The sequence below is a fragment of the Klebsiella sp. JN_Kp127 genome, from assembly GCF_040062505.1.
Classification (GTDB): domain Bacteria; phylum Pseudomonadota; class Gammaproteobacteria; order Enterobacterales; family Enterobacteriaceae; genus Klebsiella; species Klebsiella quasipneumoniae.
On sequence record NZ_JBEAHS010000005.1, the window covers coordinates 77,402 to 94,892 of the forward strand.

General features: G+C 63.1%; 13 protein-coding genes. 7 read left to right on the forward strand and 6 right to left on the reverse strand.

Features of this window, described 5'->3' with window-relative positions:
• The first annotated feature begins 5 nt into the window (after positions 1–5).
• On the forward strand, positions 6–3,158 hold the full coding sequence (gene oqxB, locus ABLV04_RS03870; protein ID WP_044524417.1) for a multidrug efflux RND transporter permease subunit OqxB: 3,153 nt from the start codon (positions 6–8) through the stop codon (positions 3,156–3,158).
• Positions 3,159–3,221: 63 nt separating this feature from the next.
• On the opposite strand, the gene ABLV04_RS03875 is transcribed toward oqxB, so the two are convergent.
• The 4 genes from ABLV04_RS03875 to ABLV04_RS03890 all read right to left on the reverse strand — a co-directional run bounded on the left by ABLV04_RS03875 (position 3,222) and on the right by ABLV04_RS03890 (position 6,185).
• Positions 3,222–3,701 carry an Rrf2 family transcriptional regulator gene (locus ABLV04_RS03875; protein ID WP_023290703.1) on the reverse strand — a complete coding sequence of 160 codons (480 nt, stop codon included), beginning with the start codon at positions 3,699–3,701 and terminating at the stop codon, positions 3,222–3,224.
• 272 nt (positions 3,702–3,973) lie between these two features.
• Positions 3,974–4,366, reverse strand: coding sequence for a DUF6379 domain-containing protein (locus ABLV04_RS03880; RefSeq protein WP_050533619.1), 393 nt, complete (start codon positions 4,364–4,366; stop codon positions 3,974–3,976).
• Between the two features lie 11 nt (positions 4,367–4,377).
• Positions 4,378–5,391: a TIM barrel protein gene (locus ABLV04_RS03885; RefSeq protein ID WP_049013851.1), complete on the reverse strand. Its 1,014-nt coding sequence runs from the start codon at positions 5,389–5,391 to the stop codon at positions 4,378–4,380.
• 20 nt (positions 5,392–5,411) lie between these two features.
• The gene (locus ABLV04_RS03890) at positions 5,412–6,185 is read right to left on the reverse strand and encodes a TIM barrel protein (protein WP_050533618.1); all 774 of its coding nucleotides are present in this window, start codon (positions 6,183–6,185) and stop codon (positions 5,412–5,414) included.
• A 220-nt stretch (positions 6,186–6,405) separates the two neighbouring features.
• On the opposite strand from ABLV04_RS03890, the gene ABLV04_RS03895 reads away from it, so the two are divergent.
• The 3 genes from ABLV04_RS03895 (at position 6,406) to ABLV04_RS03905 (ending at position 11,007) form a co-directional block, all read left to right on the forward strand.
• Positions 6,406–7,863: an MFS transporter gene (locus ABLV04_RS03895; RefSeq protein WP_233673068.1), complete on the forward strand. Its 1,458-nt coding sequence runs from the start codon at positions 6,406–6,408 to the stop codon at positions 7,861–7,863.
• Between the two features lie 127 nt (positions 7,864–7,990).
• Positions 7,991–9,490, forward strand: coding sequence for a GMC family oxidoreductase (locus ABLV04_RS03900; RefSeq protein WP_348815369.1), 1,500 nt, complete (start codon positions 7,991–7,993; stop codon positions 9,488–9,490).
• A 269-nt stretch (positions 9,491–9,759) separates the two neighbouring features.
• Positions 9,760–11,007 (forward strand): MFS transporter, encoded by a 1,248-nt coding sequence (locus tag ABLV04_RS03905; RefSeq protein ID WP_023290709.1) that lies wholly within the window; start codon positions 9,760–9,762, stop codon positions 11,005–11,007.
• Positions 11,008–11,018: 11 nt separating this feature from the next.
• On the opposite strand, the gene ABLV04_RS03910 is transcribed toward ABLV04_RS03905, so the two are convergent.
• Positions 11,019–11,663: a TetR/AcrR family transcriptional regulator gene (locus ABLV04_RS03910; protein ID WP_012967405.1), complete on the reverse strand. Its 645-nt coding sequence runs from the start codon at positions 11,661–11,663 to the stop codon at positions 11,019–11,021.
• 202 nt (positions 11,664–11,865) lie between these two features.
• On the opposite strand from ABLV04_RS03910, the gene ABLV04_RS03915 reads away from it, so the two are divergent.
• Genes ABLV04_RS03915 through ABLV04_RS03925 form a run of 3 tightly spaced genes read left to right on the forward strand, consistent with a single transcriptional unit; the run spans position 11,866 to position 16,023 of the window.
• A complete protein-coding gene (locus ABLV04_RS03915) occupies positions 11,866–12,960 on the forward strand; it encodes an LLM class flavin-dependent oxidoreductase (RefSeq protein ID WP_014907086.1) in 1,095 nt (364 codons plus the stop codon).
• A 20-nt stretch (positions 12,961–12,980) separates the two neighbouring features.
• Complete coding sequence (locus ABLV04_RS03920) at positions 12,981–13,604, forward strand: NADPH-dependent FMN reductase (protein WP_048298064.1); 624 nt, start codon at positions 12,981–12,983, stop codon at positions 13,602–13,604.
• Complete coding sequence (locus tag ABLV04_RS03925; protein WP_348815371.1) at positions 13,579–16,023, forward strand: glycoside hydrolase family 3 C-terminal domain-containing protein; 2,445 nt, start codon at positions 13,579–13,581, stop codon at positions 16,021–16,023. The genes ABLV04_RS03920 and ABLV04_RS03925 overlap by 26 nt, the downstream gene beginning before the upstream one ends.
• 136 nt (positions 16,024–16,159) lie before the next feature.
• On the opposite strand, the gene ABLV04_RS03930 is transcribed toward ABLV04_RS03925, so the two are convergent.
• Entirely contained in the window at positions 16,160–17,470 is a 1,311-nt protein-coding gene (locus ABLV04_RS03930; protein WP_043521376.1) for a carbohydrate porin, read from the reverse strand.
• Positions 17,471–17,491 lie beyond the last annotated feature (21 nt).

A 17,491-nucleotide genomic window follows, 5' to 3' on the forward strand; every position in this document is an offset into this window, starting at 1 on the left:
AAGACATGGACTTTTCCCGCTTTTTTATCGACAGGCCAATTTTCGCCGCGGTGCTGTCGATTTTAATTTTTATCACCGGGTTAATCGCCATCCCGCTGCTGCCGGTGAGCGAATATCCTGACGTCGTGCCCCCCAGCGTGCAGGTGCGCGCGGAGTATCCCGGCGCCAACCCGAAAGTGATTGCCGAGACCGTGGCGACGCCGCTGGAGGAAGCGATCAACGGCGTTGAAAACATGATGTACATGAAATCGGTCGCCGGCTCCGACGGCGTGCTGGTGACCACCGTGACCTTCCGCCCGGGTACCGACCCGGATCAGGCGCAGGTTCAGGTGCAGAACCGGGTCGCGCAGGCGGAGGCGCGTCTGCCGGAGGATGTGCGCCGTCTGGGGATCACCACCCAGAAACAGTCCCCGACGCTGACCCTGGTGGTGCATCTGTTTTCGCCAAACGGTAAGTACGACTCGCTGTATATGCGCAACTACGCCACGCTGAAGGTGAAGGATGAGCTGGCGCGCCTGCCCGGCGTCGGCCAGATCCAGATATTTGGTTCCGGCGAATATGCGATGCGCGTCTGGTTGGATCCCAATAAGGTGGCGGCGCGTGGGCTGACCGCCTCGGACGTGGTCACGGCGATGCAGGAGCAAAACGTCCAGGTCTCCGCCGGACAGCTTGGCGCCGAGCCGCTGCCGCAGGAGAGCGACTTCCTGATCTCGATTAACGCCCAGGGCCGTCTGCATACCGAAGAAGAGTTTGGCAATATCATTCTGAAAACAGCGCAGGACGGCTCGCTGGTCCGCCTGCGCGACGTGGCGCGCATCGAGATGGGTTCCGGTAGCTATGCGCTGCGCTCCCAGCTCAACAACAAGGACGCGGTCGGGATCGGTATCTTCCAGTCCCCGGGGGCTAACGCCATCGATTTGTCGAACGCCGTGCGCGCCAAAATGGCCGAGCTGGCCACCCGCTTCCCGGAAGATATGAAGTGGGCGGCGCCGTACGACCCAACGGTGTTCGTGCGCGACTCCATCCGCGCGGTGGTGCAGACGCTGCTGGAGGCGGTGGTGCTGGTGGTGCTGGTGGTGATCCTGTTCCTGCAGACCTGGCGCGCGTCGATTATCCCGCTGATCGCGGTGCCGGTATCGGTGGTCGGTACCTTCAGCATTCTCTATCTGCTGGGCTTCTCGCTGAATACCCTGAGCCTGTTCGGGCTGGTACTGGCGATTGGTATCGTGGTGGATGACGCCATCGTGGTGGTGGAAAACGTCGAGCGCAATATCGAAGAGGGGCTTGCGCCGCTTGCCGCGGCGCATCAGGCGATGCGAGAGGTCTCCGGGCCGATTATCGCTATTGCGCTGGTGCTGTGCGCGGTTTTCGTGCCGATGGCGTTTCTCTCGGGCGTGACCGGTCAGTTCTACAAGCAGTTTGCGGTGACCATCGCCATCTCCACGGTGATCTCGGCCATCAACTCGCTGACGCTCTCCCCGGCGCTGGCGGCCCTGCTGTTAAAGCCGCACGGCGCGAAAAAAGACCTCCCTACCCGGCTGATCGATCGTCTGTTCGGCTGGATTTTCCGTCCGTTTAACCGCTTTTTCCTGCGCAGCTCGAACGGCTATCAGGGGCTGGTGAGCAAAACCCTCGGCCGCCGTGGCGCGGTGTTTGTGGTGTACCTGCTGCTGCTCTGCGCCGCAGGGGTGATGTTTAAAGTCGTCCCCGGCGGATTTATTCCCACCCAGGACAAACTGTACCTGATTGGCGGCGTGAAGATGCCGGAAGGTTCGTCGCTGGCGCGCACCGATGCGGTGATCCGCAAAATGAGCGAGATCGGGATGAATACCGAAGGGGTCGATTATGCGGTCGCCTTCCCCGGTCTTAACGCGCTGCAGTTCACCAACACGCCGAATACCGGGACGGTCTTTTTTGGCCTGAAGCCGTTCGACCAGCGCAAACACTCGGCGGCGGAAATCAACGCGGAGATTAACGCCAAAATCGCGCAAATCCAGCAGGGATTTGGCTTCTCCATCCTGCCGCCGCCGATTTTAGGATTGGGTCAGGGATCCGGCTACTCCCTTTACATCCAGGATCGCGGTGGGCTGGGCTATGGCGCGCTGCAAAGCGCGGTGAATGCCATGTCCGGGACGATTATGCAGACGCCGGGGATGCACTTCCCGATCTCGACCTACCAGGCTAACGTGCCGCAGCTGGATGTCCAGGTCGATCGCGATAAGGCGAAAGCGCAGGGGGTATCGCTGACCGATCTGTTCGGCACGCTGCAGACCTATCTCGGCTCGTCTTATGTCAATGACTTTAACCAGTTCGGGCGTACCTGGCGCGTGATGGCCCAGGCTGACGGGCCGTACCGCGAGAGCGTGGAAGATATCGCCAATCTGCGCACCCGCAATAATCAGGGCGAAATGGTGCCGATCGGCAGTATGGTGAATATCAGTACCACCTACGGGCCGGATCCGGTGATCCGCTACAACGGTTATCCGGCGGCGGACCTGATTGGCGATGCCGATCCGCGCGTCCTCTCCTCCTCGCAGGCGATGACGCTGCTGGATGCCATGTCTAAACAGGTGTTGCCGAATGGGATGAATATTGAGTGGACGGATCTGAGCTTCCAGCAAGCCACCCAGGGCAATACGGCGCTGATCGTCTTTCCGGTGGCGGTGCTGCTGGCGTTCCTCGTGCTGGCGGCGCTGTATGAAAGCTGGACCCTGCCGCTGGCGGTGATCCTTATCGTGCCGATGACGATGCTCTCCGCGCTGTTTGGCGTCTGGCTGACCGGGGGCGATAACAACGTCTTCGTGCAGGTGGGGCTGGTGGTCCTGATGGGCCTGGCCTGTAAAAACGCCATTCTGATCGTCGAGTTTGCCCGCGAGCTGGAGATTCAGGGCAAAGGCATCATGGAAGCCGCGCTGGAGGCGTGCCGCCTGCGACTGCGCCCGATTGTCATGACCTCCATCGCCTTTATCGCCGGGACCATTCCGCTGATCCTCGGCCACGGCGCAGGGGCGGAAGTCCGCGGCGTCACCGGGATCACGGTGTTCTCCGGGATGCTGGGGGTGACGCTGTTCGGTCTGTTCCTGACGCCGGTGTTTTACGTGACGCTACGGAAACTGGTGACCCGCAGTAAGCCGGTCGAGGAGGATCTGCCCGCCTAGCCTGCGGCAAATAACAAAAAACCGCCTTCAGCTGAAGGCGGTTTTTTTTCGTCAGGACCAGGATTAATGCGCTTTTTTAAAGCGGGCGATCATTTCCGGTACCGGGTCGCAGCCGCTGGTATCGGCGTTTTTAAGTGCCTCCAGCGCGCTGGCCACGGTATGGCGAGCGAGGACGTTTAGCGAAGCCTGCTCCGCTTCGTCAGCGACCGACTTGAAGTACCAGCAGGCGTTGGCGCTGACCACGCAGCGGGCCGGGACGTCAGGGCGCGACGCCCACAGTTTTTTATCTTCGATAACGGAAAGATAGATATCACGCAGAGTGATTTTGTCCGCCGGGCGGCCAAGATGAATAGAGCCGTTGCGGCCAAGCGTGGAGACAATGATGCCGTCACGGGTGAGCGGAACCATTAATTTGCGGATAAAGCTCGGGTTGGCTTCCAGGCCGTAGGCCAGAATCGCACTCGTCGAACGTTCACCCATCTGCTCCGCCATTGCTACGCTGAGAACCATCTGCAAAGCTGTCGGGAAGCGGTAATCTAACATGGTATTGTCCTGGGTTGCGGTGAATCTTGTTCTTTTTGGCACCGCAGAGGTGAGTAATCAATGAACAACAATATAACAAATACGGGAATTTTTTTGAAGCAATCTGCGGTTAGCCTGCGAAGTAAATTTTCCTATTTCGTCTGCACAGGCGGGCTGAGAAACCGCGCTCTTCCGAAGCGGTTTGACTGGACGGCAATCTCCTCAGCGCTCCCCGGTGGCTGCCCCGTGGTATAGAAATCCGCTGCCATAACGGCAGCGGATCCTGTGGGAGGTTACGCCGTTAACTCCAGCTCGGTTTCAAAGGTGGTCACCGGCACAAACGGCAGATAGGAGATCCGCAGCCTCTCGGCCACCTTCAGGCGATGCCAGCCGGCCGGCAGGCCGCCGGGTTTGAGCACCGTGATGGTCGCCTTTTCACCGAAGTTCCACCGGTCGTCGTAAACGCTCTCCAGCTCGTCGAGCGTCCACTCCCGGCCGCGCAGCGCCAGGCGGATCGCCTGCCGCGGGATGGCTTCGCCGTTGAGGGTCACGGCGATATCTTCCACCATCGACAAACCCAGACCGCGGTAGTAAGGCAGACGGGCCAAAAAGCGCACGCCGATAATTTCCCCGTCGCGGGTGACGTTGCCGAAACCTTCGCGGCAGATAATATGCTGATCAAACATGATAATGCTCCTTACTGACCCAGCAGCGCCGGGGGTGGGGTTTCATCTAAAAGGCGACAGAACATCAGCTGCTGGCGGCGGACCTGCTCCAGGCTGTCCACCTCCTGCGCATCTTCCACCCAGCGGTTGCCTTCATACTCGGAGCACACATACCCCTCATAGCCGCCCTTCTGCAGCACGCGGAAGATCTCATCGTAGGGAATTGACCATTCGCTTATCTCGTCGGTCATCTCATAGAATTTGGCATGAATGTTGTGGATCCGCGGCATAAAATCGAGCATCCGCTTCGGCTCGAACGCCGCGTTGTGGCGCAGCGTTTCCGCCATCGCCAGCTGCGGGCCCGGCCCCCATTTTTGCATCACATCCAGGATCACGTATTCGCTGAGCGTCCGCTCCTCATAGGCTTTCTCGATAAAATCCGCCGCCGCCTGCGGGCAACCGTTACGAATAAAGCGCTCTTTCCACACCCGCGGGAAGCGGGCTAAAAACATCCCCATATCCGGCAGGAAGCCCAGCGCCCGGGTGTTGGCTTTTTCATAGGCTTCGGCATGGCGAATAATCCACGGATGGTCGAAATGCAGCGGGGCGTGCACCTCCAGCAGAATGGTGATCCCTTTGTCTTCCGCATAAGGCGCCGCCGCCACCAGCACCTCCGGCGCCACGGAAACCAGAGAGCGGATAAAGCGCATGCCCAGCCGGGCGGCAAAATCGATGTCGTTTTGCACGCTGCGCACCTGCTCGTCAAACGGCATCGGCCGGTCTTTATAGCGTTTATAGTCGAGCATAAAGTCATGGCACACCGGCACCGTGTCATGGCGCTGCATCAGACGGCGCCAGTCGGCGATCGCCGCCTCCGGCATGCCGCACTCCGGCCAGCCGGCGAAGGTCTGTTCGCCGACGACTTCAATGCCGCGGGCGCCGAACGCCGCGCAGTGACCGATCGCCTGATCGAGGGACATCTTGCCGAGATAGGTCTCATTCTGAAAGCTGTACAGACTGACGCCGCGTTTTATTTTCTGAGTCATAAAAGTACCAGGTAAGTTGGTTAACAGGATAAGCCGGTCGCTTCGCGGGCGCGGGCCACCGAGGCCGCTGCGGGCAGCGACGGTTTATACTCCAGGCCAATGGCCCCGTTGTAGCCCAGGCGTTGCAGCCGGGCGATCACTTCTGGCCACTCGCCGCTGCGCGGATCCGGTTCGTTACGTTCCGGCGCCTGCGCTATCTGCACGTGTCCCACCCGGTGCATTCTGCCGCCGAGCACCTCCTCCATCTCCTCTTCCATCACCAGCGAGTGATAGACGTCAAACAGCAGCTGCAGCCGCGGGCTGTCGACCGCCTCGATAATGTCCAGCGCCAGCCGGGTGTCGTTTAAGAACATCCCCGGATGATCGATGCGGGTGTTGAGCGGCTCCAGCAGCAGAGTGACCCCGGCGGCTTCCGCCAGCGTCGCCGCCTGGCGCAGGATGTGGATCGCCTGCGCCTGCTGTTCGGCGATCGCCACCCCTTCGCGGCTGAAGCCGGAGGCCACCACCAGCGGCGGCGACCCCAGCTGGCGCGAGGCCGCAAGGCTGTCGCTCACTGCCGCCAGAAACTGCTCATGCTCCGCCGGATCCACCAGGCTGCGCCGGGGCTCCACCACGAAGCTCGACAGCCTCACGCCGGTCTCCTCCAGCGCCTGCGCCAGCGCCGCCAGCGGTTTATCACGCCAGAGATGAAACTCAACGTGGCTGAATCCCTGCGCTTTCGCCGCCCGGACCCGATCGCTGAAATCGGGATACTCTTCACGAAACAGCCATTCAATACATGCGGACAAATACATCCGACCCCCTTCTCTACTTGCCAGATCAAAACAAACAAAATTAGAATAAGAATTCTTATTCTGTTTCGGAGCGGCAGTGTGACGCCTTCCCTTCTGGCTTCGCGGTCAACAGCAGGATCTGACGCGGCATAACCAGAATGAGTGCTCTAATTCTAATCTCTGGTTGCTATAAATTGTCAACATTATTTAACAAGTTTTTAACCAAATCTGAAGGTACATCATGCTCAATAACGCTTCGGCGGCCGCGGTTCAGGCGCCTCCCTATACTAGCGAGCGGCAGCGCACGCTGGCCACGCTGGTGGTTTCGATAGCGCTGGTGCTGGAGATCATCGACGTCTCGATCATTAATGTCGCCATCCCGGTGGTACAGCGGGATCTGCTCGCCAGCCCGCGGCAAATTGAATGGGTGGTCACCGGCTACCTGTTCTTTTTCTCCATTCTGCTGCTCACCGGCGGTCGGCTCGGCGATCTGTATGGCTACCGGCGGCTGTTTATCAGCGGACTGCTGGCGTTTGGCGCTGCGTCGGCCGGCTGCGGGCTGGCCGCCAGCCCGGAGATGCTGGTGGCGATGCGTATTGCGCAGGGGGCCAGCGGGGCGATGATGGGCCCGCAAATCCTCTCCCTGATGCAGGTTCTGTATCGCCCGCACGAACGTTTCCGGGTGATGAGTATTTTCGGCCTGCTCGGCGGCGCCGCCGGGATCCTCGGCCCGGTGCTCGGCGGGATCATCATCGAAAGCAATCTGTTCGGCCTCAGCTGGCGGCCGATCTTTTTGATCAACGTGCCGGTGATCGTCGTCGCCGTGATACTGGCCTGGCGGGCGCTGCCGGCGGTGCGCAGCCCGGCGGCCAAAGGTATCGATCCGCTGGGTACCCTGCTGGCGGTGGTGGGCGGCGGCGCGCTGCTGCTCACCCTGATCGAAGGCCCCGCCCTGCGCTGGCCGCTATGGATGGCGCTGCCGCCGCTGCTGTCGCTCATCACGGTGGCCCTCCTCTGGCGACATCTGCTGGGCCGTGAACGCCGGGGCGGCACGCTGTTGTTACCCCCCGCGGTGCTGCGCGACCGCTTCTTTCGCGCCGGGATCGTCATCACCCTGCTCTATCAGCTGACCACCGCCTCGCTGCTGCTGGCCACCGCGCTGGTGCTGCAGAGCGGGCTGGGCTTCAGCCCGTTCCATACCGCCCTGCTGCACATCCCCTTCGCCCTCGGGGCGATGTTTTCCATCGCCGTCGCCGGCCGCCGGCTATCGCCTCGTCTTGGGCGTAACGTGACGCTGGTCGGGGTGACCGTGCAGATGAGCGGCCTGCTGCTGATGGGCTACGGGATCGCCGCGGCGCCGGGGACGCTGCCGCTGACCGCGCTGGGTCTCGGGTTCGGCCTGTGCGGCTGTGGGATGGGGCTTATCTCCGCCCCACTGCCGGCCTTTGCCATGGCGGCGATCCCGGTGGCCCACGCCGGCGCGGCGTCGGGATTATTTCGCACCGGCCAGCAGTTTGGCGCCGCCCTCGGCATGGCGACCCTTGGCGGTTTCTATCTGGCGCAAAGCGCCTCCGCGCCGGACGCCTGGCGCGGGGCGTTTATCACCCTGCTGACCCTTGGCGCCCTGATCCTGCTGGCGATTGCCGCCCTCAGCCGCCTGCTGCCCGTCTCGGTGCTTCCCCCGCCAGGGAAGCCATGACCTATCGCGTCCGGCAATGGCTGCTATCATGAGGAACCATTTATCAGGACGCACAAAGCTGTAGTACCTATTTTCTGTACACCTGCAACGGGCATGCGCCCGGAGAACAACAAAGGCAAGGACTGATATGGATGAGAACATCGATGTACTGATTATTGGCAGCGGCCCGGTAGGCGCCGCTTTCGCGCGGCGGATTGCCGACCGCCGCGCCGCGCGGATCCTGGTGGTGGAAGCCGGCGAAGCGCTGACGCCCGCCACCGGGGTTAATATCCGCAACCTGGCGCCAGCGCAGCGGGAAACGGCCTACGACCGCGCCCGGGCGTTTCCGCTGGCCGCCCTGCCGGAAAACCTGCCGGCAGACGCCCTGCAGGCGCGGCCCGGCACCCATCTTCTCGACCCGACGGCGCCCCACAGCGGCATGCCGGCCGCCGCGCTCTCCACTAACCTCGGCGGCATGGGCGTCCACTGGACCTGCGCCTGTCCGCGCCCGGGCGGCAGCGAAGTCATTCCCTTTCTCGATCCCCGGGAGATGGCCGACGCCTGGGAGTCGGCAGAGCATTATCTGCAGGTGACCCGCGAAGGATTTCCGGCCACCGCCATCGGCCGGCAAATCGTCGATGCCCTTAATCAGCACTTCGCCAGCGACCGTCCGCCGGCGCGGCTGGCACAGCCTATGCCGCTGGCCTGCGCCGCGACGCCGGAGGGCAAGCCGCGCTGGTCCGGCGTCGACGCGGTGCTCGGCGAGCTGGCGGAGGAAGAGACCCGCCGCCACCGCGGGGTGGAGATCCGCACCGCCACCCTGTGCACGCGGATCCTCAGCGAGGACGGCGTCGCCCGCGGGGCGGAGCTGCGCGATCTGCGTACCGGCGAACAGTATGTGGTGACGGCCAAAGCGGTAGTGGTCGCCGCCGATGCGCTGCGTACGCCGCAGCTGCTGTACGCCTCGGGCATCCGTCCGCGGGCGCTGGGGCGCTGGCTCAACGATCAGCCGCAGGTGATCGCCCTGATTGAAGTGGACGCCCCGCCGGCCGCCGTCGCGCCGACCTCCCCGGTGCGCGACGGACGGGACAATGTCTCCGGCGTCACCTGGCTGCCGTTCCATGAGCCCGATTTTCCGTTCCACGGTCAACTGATGCAGATGGATACTTCGCCGATCGCCTTTGCCCAGCCGTCGGGTACCCCGGCGAAGCCGGTGGTGGGCCTGGGGCTGTTCCTCGCCAAGGAGCTGCGCGAGGAGGATCGGATCGTCTTCAGTGATGAAACCGACGCCGTAGGGCTGCCGAAAATGCAGCTGAACTATCAGTTAACCGACGGCGATCGCCGCCGTTTACAGCAGGCGGTGGCAGTGACTGAACGCGTCGGCGCCGCGCTGGGCCGCGTGGCGCCCGGCGGGGAGGCCATGATCCTGCCGGCGGGCACCTCGCTGCATTACCAGGGAACCTGTCGCCTGGGAGAAGCGAACGACGGCAACAGCGTGGCCGACCGCCGCTCGCGGGTCTGGGGTTTTCACAATCTGTACGTCGGCGGCAACGGCGCGATCCCCACCTCAACCGCCTGCAACCCGACGCTGACCAGCGTCGCGCTGGCGATCCTCGCCGCTGACGATATCGTGGCGCGGCTGCTGTAGCGCCTCTGGCTCACCGGGGCACAAGCGGCCCCGCTCCCAGCGAAAGGCGACACCGGTCGCCTTTTTATTGCCGCAAAAAACCATACAAAACAAATGGTATTTTTGTTTGTGATGGATCACATACGTAATCACAATTTTTCCCCGCGCCGTTCCTGCTCCTACTCTTAAATCCGCGGCTATTCCCGCCGCCACCTGTATCCCTGACCTGCATACTAAAAAACCGCGCCGCCGCCAACGACAGGCGACCCGCGCGATAAAAGGAGAACGTCGTGAGCCATAGTCTGAATCCGCCCCACGCGCCGCAAGCCGGCGCGATCCAGGGCATCATCATCGCCCTGACCGCCTTTCTGCCCATCCTGGCGATCGTTTCCCTGGCGCCGGCGGTCCCGACGCTGATCCAGCACTTCGCCGGCGTGCCTTATGTCGAAACCCTGGTGCCGCTGATGCTCACCGCGCCCGGTCTGGTGATCGCTATCGCCGGGCCCTGCACCGGCTGGCTGGCGGATAAATTTGGCCGCCGCAAACTGCTGCTCAGCGCCACGCTGCTGTATGGCATCTGCGGCACAATGCCGCTGTACATCACCTCCCTGACCGGCATCTTTTGCAGCCGCCTCGGCGTCGGGCTGGCGGAGGCGGTGGTATTGACCATCGCTAACACCATGCTGATCGATTACTTTGACGACAAACAGCGCCGCTTCTGGCTGACGGTGCAGGGGGTGATTGGCCCGGCGCTGGCGGTGCTGGTGCTGGCCAGCTCCGGCTATCTGACCGCCCTGCGCTGGAACGGCGCCTTTATGATCTACTTTGTCGCCATCCTGCTGTTTCTGGCGATGTACTTCTGGATGTTCGAACCCGCTCAGGCGGCCCGTCCGCAGCACGCCGCCCAGGCGGCGCAGCATAATCCGTTTCCGTGGCCGCGAGTGATCGCCCTCAGCGTGCTTACCTTTGTCTGCGCCATCATTTATTACGTGTACACCATCAACGGCGCCAACGCCTTTCATACCCTGCAAAACGCCAGCCCACAGCGTATCGGCCTGATTATGTCGCTGGTCAGCCTCGCCGTGCCGGTTGGTTCGCTGCTGTTCGGTCTGGTCTCCCGCCGCTATACGCCGGAGCGCGTGCTCGCCATCATGCTCTGCCTGATGGGGATCGGAATGCTGGTGGTGGGCGAATCGCGGACGCTGATCGCCATGGGGATCGGCTCCGCCATCCAGCAGCTGGGTGCCGGCATGGCGATTAATGCGATGATTTACTGGGTAGGATCGTTGATTCCGCCCGCCTACTGCGGCCGGGCGATGGGCGCCTGGTCCGGCGCCTTCTTCGCGGGCATGTTCGTCAGCCCGATTATCGTCGGCGCGATCCGCCTGCGGGCCGGGAACGATGTGCTGAGCGCCTTCCTGACGCTCGGCATCGCGGCGCTGGTGCTGGCCGCCGCGATATTTCTTTATACCTTCTCCCGCCATAGCCAGCGCCTGCGTCAGCACAAGCAGGCCAGCGCCTGGCAGTTAGCGAAGTAAAATCCCGCGGCTTAGCCGGCCTCGACGGGGGTAACCAGATAGCTCAGACACATCATGCCCAGATGGCGTTTGAGCTGTTCCCAGTCGCCCTCGCCGGCGGCTTCTGCCGCCGACCCCAGGCCGAGGAAGCGCGCCAGCGCGGCATACGAAACCGTAAAGCAGAAGCGGGCGGCCTGCTCTGGCTCCGGGTGGCGGATCTCCGCCGCGGCGTCGAGCAGCTGGTCGATAAAGGTCTGCTCATTTTTCTGGTAAGCGGCTTTACCAATCCCCGCCACGCGCTCATCATCCGCCCGCGCCATAAACGGCCGCAGGATCCCGGCATGGCGACGCAGATACTCCGCCTGGACATCCATCAGCGCCGGAAGCCGCTGGCGCAGCGGCAGATTGCGCGCGTGCAGCTGCTGGATCAGCTGCTGCCATTCGGCGTCCAGCTCCTGCATCACCTCCATCATGACGGCGATAAACAGATCTTCTTTGCCGCCGAAGCGGGCATAGATCGAGCCGACAGAAACGCCCGAGCGTTTACTGATTTCAGCAATGGTCAGCAGCTCAAAGGTGCCTTCATGCAGGATTTCACGGCTGGCGGCCATCAGCCGCTCCAGCGCCACCCGGCTCCGGTCCTGTTTCGGCTGGCGCATCGCGGGAAGATCGGTCATCGCAGTTCTCACCTCTTTATCCATAGAAAACCCCCGCAGTGTATTGCAGTTAGCGACCACGCTGCAAATTGCCCACCCGACTCCCCCGTCGGCGATGTGACAAAAGTGTGATGGCGGTCATTTTCATTCTTTGATAAACAACTAGAATCATAATTCTAGTTCTATTTAATAATAACAACCACCACACAACCCAGGAGTTGCTATGCGTTTCTCTGTTTTCCTCGTCGGCCGTTCCACCGCCCCCGAGCAGGATCGTTTTGTCATGCAGTCGCTGATCGATCATGCGCGCCAGGCCGAAGATCGCGGCTTCGATGCGGTCTTTATGCCAGACCATCACTTCACCGGCTATGCGCCGATGTCCAGCGATCCGTTTGTCTTCGCCGCCTACCTGGCCGGCCAGCTGAAAAAGATCCACTTCGGCATGTCGGTGACCACCGTCCCGCTGCACCACCCGGTGCGCTTCGCCGAGCGCGTTAACCTGCTGGATCAACTCACCGAAGGCCGCCTGCTGGTGGGCATCGGCAGCGGCACCACGCCGGAAGAGATGATCGGCTTTGGCGTGAACTACAAGGACGCCTCCAGCCTGCTGCAGGAGAACCTCGATCTGGTCCAGCGGCTGTGGGAGAAAAATATTGAAGACGATCCGATCATTTTCGAAACCGGCCACTATAAGGGCGCGGTAGTCCAGCGCATCGTTCCTGCCCCCTGGCAAAAACCGTTCAACCGCATTATGCCGGTGGCGCTGCGTGAAACCAGCATGCAGCGCGCCGCCGATAACGGCTGGCCGGCCTTTATTCCCGCGTTTACTCCGCCGATCCCGGCCAGCAACGATCCGTTTGGCCAGCTGACCCACTATTTCACCCGCTACCGCGATGCCCTGCTCAACGCCGGCCATAGCGACGAGGTGGTGAACCACTGCCTCTCGTGGACCACCCACACCTGGCAGTGCGTCCATATCGCCCCCACCGACGAGCAGGCCCGCGAAGAGATGCTGCAGATCATGGGCTGGTACCAGCAGGCCATCGACCGGGAATATGAGTACAACAAGCGGGCGGAAGAGTTCAGCGGCGTTACGCTGCACCGCCATCCGGACTGTTTCAGCGAAGAGTGGATCAAAACCTGGTGCCTGTACGGCAGCCCGGAGACCGTCGCCGAGGAGCTGGAACGCCATCAGCAGCTGGGCATCGGCAACGTGCTGCTCGGCTTCACCAACGGCCCGCTGACCGAGGAGCGCCTGCGCCTGAGCCAGCAGTCGATCTCGTTGTTTGCGGACCAGATCCTGCCGCGCTTTCGCTAATCCGACCGGGAGATCCTGCTATGAATAAACCTGCTTTCTCACGCCCGCCGCTGCTGATCGGCATCGGCGGCACCACCCGCCCGGGCTCCAGCACCGAGCGCGCCCTCGCCGCCGCGCTGGCCCACGCCCGCACGCTCGGCGCGCAGACCCAGCTGTTCGGCGGCGCTGAACTGGCGGCCCTGCCGCCGTTTAACCCGGAAGTCACCACTCGCACGCCGCAGGAAACGGCGTTTGTCGACGCCGTGCGCCAGGCCGACGGCATTCTGCTGGCCTCGCCGGGCTACCACGGCGGGGTGTCTGGCCTGGTGAAGAACGCCATCGACCTGCTGGAAGATTTGCGCGGCGACAGCCGGGTCTATCTTGATGGCCGGGCGGTGGGCTGCATCGTCACCGCCGCCGGCTGGCAGGGTTGCAACACCACCCTCGGCGCCATGCGCGGGATCGTTCACGCCCTGCGCGGCTGGCCGACTCCGCTGGGGGTGACCCTCAACACCGCCGGCGTGTCGCTGTTCGACAGCGAGGGACGCTGCACCGACGACGCGGTCCAGCGCGCGCTGGCCACCGTAGCCGAACAGGCGCTGGCCTTCGCCCCCGCCGCCCCCTTACGGAGACATGCCGATGCCTGCGCTCAGTCTGTCGCTTAGCGTTGCCGAAAAAGCGCGGCTCACCGCCGGGATGGGGATGTGGTCCACCCACCCTATCCCCCACTCCACGCTGGGTTCAGTCACCCTGTCCGACGGCCCGATGGGGATCACCGGCGGCCGGGTTGACGAGCGGGATATTGCCCTGCTCAGCCCCTGCGGGCTGGCGCTTGGCGCCAGCTGGGACCGCCAGCTGGTCAGCCGGGTTGGCGGCGTCATCGGCGAGGAGGCGCTGCGCACCGGAACGCAGGCGCTGCTGGCGCCTAACCTGAACCTGTTGCGCAGCCCCCTTGCCGGCCGCGCGTTTGAGCTTTTCGGCGAAGACCCGCGGCATATCGCCGAGCTCGGCGCGGCGTGGATCGACGGCGTCCAGCGTCAGGGGGTGGGCTGCATCGTCAAGCATATGGTCTGCAATGATTCGGAAACCGATCGGCGGACCATGAACGTGGTCGTCGATGAAGCCACCCTGCGCGAAGTCTATTTCTGGCCGTTCGAAGTGGCGGCCAGTCGCGGCGTCTGGGGCATGCTGACCGCCTATAACCGGGTGAACGGGATCTATTGCGCCGAGCAGCATCAGGCCATCAGCCAGTGGCTGAAGCGCGATCTCGGTTGGGACGGGCTGGTGATGTCCGACTGGTTCGGCACCCAGAACGGCCCGGCCAGCTTCCGCGCCGGGCTGGATCTGGAGATGCCGGGCCCGGCCCGCCATATGGGCGAGCGCCTGCTGCCCGCGCTGATGGACACCGACAGCGACGCCCGGCGGCTGGACGATGCCGCCGTCCGGCTGGCGCGGCTGGCCGAACGGGTCAGCCATCCCCTGCCCTGGGATGGCTCTGCCGCCGCCGAGGCGCAGCGGCGTCACACCCTCGAAGAGGCGGCGGCGGCGGGGTTTGTCCTGCTGCACAATCGCCAGCGGCTGCTGCCCCACGCCGCGCAGGCGGGACAGCGGCTGGCGGTGATTGGCCCCAACGCCACGACGCCCTGCTTCCAGGGCGGGACCTTTGCCAGAGTGGCGCTGATGCCGGGGCTGATCTCTCCTCTGGAGGCCATTCGCCAGCGCTTTTCCGCCGCAGGGGTCGAAATAAGCTATGCCCAGGGGGTGGAGAGCGATTACCGCATCCCGCCTCTGCATCATCTGCCGCTGCGCACCGCCGCCGGCGAGCGCGGCCTGGACGTTGCCTACGCCACCGCCGACGGGGGCGTGGTTCATCAGGAGGTGCGCGACGCCTCCTCGCTGATCTGGTTCCGCGATATGCCGGGCGTCGGCGACATGCTGCGCCTGACCGAACGCGCCACCGTGACGGTAAGCTGCCAGTTCACCGCGCCGGTGAGCGGCCGCTACGGCTTCTGGATCGGCGGCACCGGGGAGATCGCCCTGCAGCTGAACGGCGAGCGTATGGCGACCTTTAACGGCGAGGCGCTGGAGGGGGATATCATGGGCAAGCTGATGCAAGCCCCACATACCCGTCTCGACTTCCCGCTGCAGGCGGGGGAAACCCTGACCTTCCGGGCCGAGATGGCGCTAGGCAGCAGTATCGCCCACGGCATCTGGTTCGGCTGCCAGCCCCCGCAAACCATCGACCTGCTGCAGCAGGCGGTCGACCATGCCCGGGCGGCCGACAGCGTGGTGCTGGTGATCGGCGAAACGGCCGATGCCGGTCTGGAGAGCATCGACCGGGACGCTACCGCGCTGCCGGCGCATCAGGTCGCCCTGATCCGCGCCGTCTGCGCGGCGAATCCGCGGACGGTGGTGGTGCTGAACGTCGCCCATCCGGTGGATACCGGGTGTCTCGCCGACGCGGCGGCGGTCATGGTCGTCTGGTATCCGGGCCAGGAGTTTGGCCCGGCGCTGGCCTCGGTGCTGGCCGGGGATCGTGAGCCTGGCGGTCGCCTGCCGGTGACCTTCGCCCAGCGTCTGGACGACTATCCGGTGCGCAGCCTGACGCCGGACGCCGCAGGGGACCTCTGGTACCACGAGCGCCAGCAGGTGGGCTATCGCTGGTTTAACGCCCGCGAACGCCCCGCCGCCTGGGCCTTTGGTCACGGTCTGGGGTATGCCGATATCACCCTGAGCGCCGCCGCGCTGACAGGCGACGAGGTGGACGCTCTGCAGCTGCGCTGCCGGCTGGAAAACCGCGCCGCCCGCGCCGGAAAAGCAGTGGTCCAGCTCTACCTGCGGGGGCCGGAGACGGCCTGGTCGGCGCTGGCGGAGTTTGCGGCGGTCAGCGTCCCGGCGCACGAGGAAGTCGCCCTGACCCTTGCCCTGCCGCGTCACGCGCTGCAGCGCTGGCAGGTGCCAGCCCAGGAATGGCGCCTGGCCAGCGGCCCCTGGCAGCTGGCGGTGGGTTTCGCCAGCGACGATATCCGGGCAACCTTCGATTTCGTGCTGACTCCCGACGGGAAAATCAGCCACCGGGGCTAAGCCCGGATCGATGTCAAAGAGGGTCGGCAACATGCCGGCCCTCTTTTTTTATTCCTGCGCCAGCCGATTCGCGAAAAAAAAACCGCCCGGCGGCAGCGTACCGGCGGGCGGGGTTAAAACCCTGAGGCGATCGGTGTCAGAAGTTCCAGTACATCGAGGACTGCCAGAGGACCGCCGACTCATGCTTCGGCACCAGCGTCGGGTTATCCTGCCAGGTGATACCGTTGATCCAGTAAATCCCTTTCGTCACGCGCAGGGCGTGCGACAGGGAGATGGCGTTGATGCTCTGCGGCGCTTCCATCCCCGCCTCGCCGACATAATCGCGGAACTTCTTACTGATAAAGGAGCGGGTGTAGCCCAGCGAGGTCATATCCTGCTCGCGGCCGGGAAACAGGCCGATGTCAAAGAAGGTCACCTGGAAGTCGCTGGTGTAAGCATTGCGATCGTCCGGCGCGTAGTCCGCTTTCACATCGAGATACAGCCCCAGCGGAAGCCCTTTTTTCGGCTGGGTCAGCTGCATGGTGTTGGCGACGTAGAACGCATAGTTACTACTGCTGTCGCCGGGCTGGTCAAAATACTGGTAGTGCGAGGTGTTATAGATAGCCCCGGCGCGGAACCACAGCGATCGCTGCGACTCGCCCGCCGCCTGCTTAAAGCCAAACTCATTCACCAGGATCGGGTTGGCGCCATCGACGTGCCATTTCAGCCCCGAGGGGTTCTGCTCCACGTCGTCGAGATGTCCGGCAGGCGACATACTGCGGCTGACGGCAAAGTTGTTATAGAACTTCTTATCGCTGTCGCGGACGATGGCGGTGAAGGTCGGCGTCGGCGCGTTGAGGCTGATCCCCACCTGCACCGGGATCACGCTGGTCGGCCCCAGCGCGGCTGAGGAGGAGTTACCCCCCAGCACCATGCCGTAAAACTGACGAATTAACGGATAAAAACCATACTGCAGTTCCAGCTGGCCGTTTAATAAGGGCTGGTTCACCGCCAGCACCGCAATATTATGCAGTTCCGGATAGCTATCATGATAATTCGAGGTCGCCCACTGGGGAGAAAAAGTAAATTGCGCGTCTTTGCTAAAACCAATTCGGCTTAAATCGTAGGTGACGTTCAGCGACATATTTTGCGACCAGGTAAAATTCTGCCCGGCATATTGTTGCGGGTCGGCGGACTGGCCTTTCAGATCGTACATCACCATCGGATTCCAGCTTAACTGGACGCCCCACCCGCGGTCGGCCAGCGCGCTGCGAAAGCCGCCAATATCGCCGATGAGCGATTCGCAGGTTGACGGAGGGCTGACGACCTGCGCGGAGCGGGTATTCAGTTTATCCAGTTGCTCACAGGTCCAGGTATCGGCCAGCGCGGTGCTGGAGAATATCGCCAGCGTCAGCGCCGAAAGTGGAAACACTATTTTCTTACTTACGTCGGTACAGCAGAGACTCATAATAAACCCTCATTTTTATTT

Coding starts and splice junctions, on each gene's coding strand:
- ABLV04_RS03880 (WP_050533619.1), bottom strand. CDS start 4,366: ATGTTTGATCAGCATATTATCTGCCGCGAAGGTTTCGGCAACGTCACC.
- ABLV04_RS03910 (WP_012967405.1), bottom strand. CDS start 11,663: ATGACCGATCTTCCCGCGATGCGCCAGCCGAAACAGGACCGGAGCCGG.
- oqxB (WP_044524417.1), top strand. CDS start 6: ATGGACTTTTCCCGCTTTTTTATCGACAGGCCAATTTTCGCCGCGGTG.
- ABLV04_RS03890 (WP_050533618.1), bottom strand. CDS start 6,185: ATGTATTTGTCCGCATGTATTGAATGGCTGTTTCGTGAAGAGTATCCC.
- ABLV04_RS03900 (WP_348815369.1), top strand. CDS start 7,991: ATGGATGAGAACATCGATGTACTGATTATTGGCAGCGGCCCGGTAGGC.
- ABLV04_RS03925 (WP_348815371.1), top strand. CDS start 13,579: ATGCCTGCGCTCAGTCTGTCGCTTAGCGTTGCCGAAAAAGCGCGGCTC.
- ABLV04_RS03885 (WP_049013851.1), bottom strand. CDS start 5,391: ATGACTCAGAAAATAAAACGCGGCGTCAGTCTGTACAGCTTTCAGAAT.
- ABLV04_RS03915 (WP_014907086.1), top strand. CDS start 11,866: ATGCGTTTCTCTGTTTTCCTCGTCGGCCGTTCCACCGCCCCCGAGCAG.
- ABLV04_RS03895 (WP_233673068.1), top strand. CDS start 6,406: ATGCTCAATAACGCTTCGGCGGCCGCGGTTCAGGCGCCTCCCTATACT.
- ABLV04_RS03920 (WP_048298064.1), top strand. CDS start 12,981: ATGAATAAACCTGCTTTCTCACGCCCGCCGCTGCTGATCGGCATCGGC.
- ABLV04_RS03875 (WP_023290703.1), bottom strand. CDS start 3,701: ATGTTAGATTACCGCTTCCCGACAGCTTTGCAGATGGTTCTCAGCGTA.
- ABLV04_RS03930 (WP_043521376.1), bottom strand. CDS start 17,470: ATGAGTCTCTGCTGTACCGACGTAAGTAAGAAAATAGTGTTTCCACTT.